General features: G+C 38.5%; 3 protein-coding genes. All 3 read left to right on the forward strand.

The window, feature by feature from the left end; all coding sequences use genetic code 11:
• A partial coding sequence (locus KI343_RS19600) for an HNH endonuclease (protein ID WP_212928088.1) occupies positions 1 to 516 on the forward strand: 516 nt, incomplete at its 5' end.
• 104 nt (positions 517 to 620) lie between these two features.
• Positions 621 to 1,391: a Replication protein O gene (locus tag KI343_RS19605; protein WP_212928089.1), complete on the forward strand. Its 771-nt coding sequence runs from the start codon at positions 621 to 623 to the stop codon at positions 1,389 to 1,391.
• Positions 1,372 to 1,925, forward strand: a 554-nt coding sequence (locus KI343_RS19610) for an ATP-binding protein (protein ID WP_212928090.1), incomplete at its 3' end; no start/stop codon positions are given. The genes KI343_RS19605 and KI343_RS19610, both read left to right, overlap by 20 nt.

The following is a 1,925-nucleotide window of genomic DNA, read 5'->3' on the forward strand; positions in this document are numbered from 1 at the left end:
AACGAATTGTCTTATTTAAGAACAGATATACACGATAACGCGGGTGTTCCTTTCTACCATCATTTTTATTCATGCGATAAATGTGGTTATGAAATATCGGATATGTACGCTAGATACCAAGAAACGGAAATAGACTTCCATTTGTGCTTATCCTGTGGGTTTATCGAAGGGAAAATCCCAGAAGAAGAATTCATTTCCTTGAGCGGTATCGGGGTTATGAATGCACATGCAGGGGTCAATCCTGACGGGGAAATTCAAATATGGATCGGCAGTAAAACTCCCCCATGGGAAAGAAGCGACAAACAAGAAAGAAATACCCCTAAATACAAAGAGTGGAGAAAATCGGTATTTGAAAGAGATCATTATACTTGCCAACGTTGCGGGAAAATCGGAGGCGAATTAAATGCACATCACATAAAACGGTTCGCGATATATAAAGATCTCAGATACGAACTATCGAACGGAATTACCTTATGCGTTGAATGCCACAGACGCGAGCATAGAAAAAATAAGTAATTGAAAGGATGGTGAATATGAGTACTTGGTTCAAAGTTCATCGTGAAATATTCGATTCTGATATATGGAATGATGTAACAACGTTTCGGTTGTTCATGTATTTAATGGGAAAAGCATCGCATCAAGATGGTGTGAAAATCGCCGGGGTTGAATTGAAAAGAGGGCAGTATTTGCGATCATACCGGAAATTAGCAGCGGACCTTGCTTATAAGGAAGGGAGAGGAACAAGAGAGTATTCTCTGCGAACTATTAAGAAGGCAATTGACAAACTCGTTAATGCCGAAAGGGTAAACGTTAAGGAAACGGAACAGGGAACACTATTCACCATCCTTAATTACTCTAAATATCAAGGCTCGGACAGTAATGAAAAAGAAAGTGTAAACACCTTAAATTCAGAACTGAACACTAACGGTAAACGAACGGTAAACAATAACAAGAATGCTAAGAATGCAAGAATTAACAAGAATAAAGATATACGTTCCAAATTAAAATTTGAAACACACCATCTTCAATTAGCAGAGTTGTTATTCAAGAAAATCAAAGAGAACAACCCGAATGCTAAAAAACCGAATTTAGAATCATGGGCTGACACTTTCAGAAAAATCATGGAGATAGATAAAAAACCAGGAAAAGAGATACAAGATTTAATCCTTTGGAGTCAGCAACATCATTTTTGGTACAAGAATATTCTTTCAGCTGACAAGTTAAGAAAACAGTTCGATAGATTACAACTGGAAATGAAGGATGACCGGAATAAGCCTTATAAAAACAATGTAATACAAATCCCTAACTATGGTGGTGAAGATGATGGAAAAGGTAGCGAAGGAAATGAGAACCCTTCTGGAGCGTTCGGGAATGTCAAACTCTACAAATAAGCCGGAGCCACTTATCTGTGAGGATTGCAAAAAGGAAAGACCAATGACACAAGTGCAGCATCCTTTTAAAGATGAACTGCGCTGGGTGCATTGCGCTTGCTCTTGCAAGATAAAAGCGATGGAGGATTTTGACAGAGAGCAAAAGACGAAAGAAAGGCGTATTCGCATTAATAAGCTATTGCGATTGAGCAGCTCGATGGAAGATATAAAGGCGATGACTTTCCAAAATTATAAAAAACGACCTGGCGCGGAGGATTCATACAACGAAATCGTCCAGGCGGTGAAAAACTTTGGTGATCGAAACAAAGAAGGTGTATTTATCTTTGGAGAAACTGGGAACGGAAAAAGCCATTTAACAGCTGCAGGAGGAAATGAATTGATCAAGCAAGGTTATGCGGTGATTTTTATTACTGAAAAGGACTTGTTTAGTAGATTGCTAGCTACAAAGAATTTCAAAAATGAAGAGTCTTTTCACGAGATTATGGGCGCTTGTTTAGATGCTGACTTACTCATTTGGGATGACTTCTTGAGTAG

Source organism: Oceanobacillus sp. J11TS1, from assembly GCF_018333215.1.
Lineage (GTDB): Bacteria > Bacillota > Bacilli > Bacillales > Amphibacillaceae > Oceanobacillus.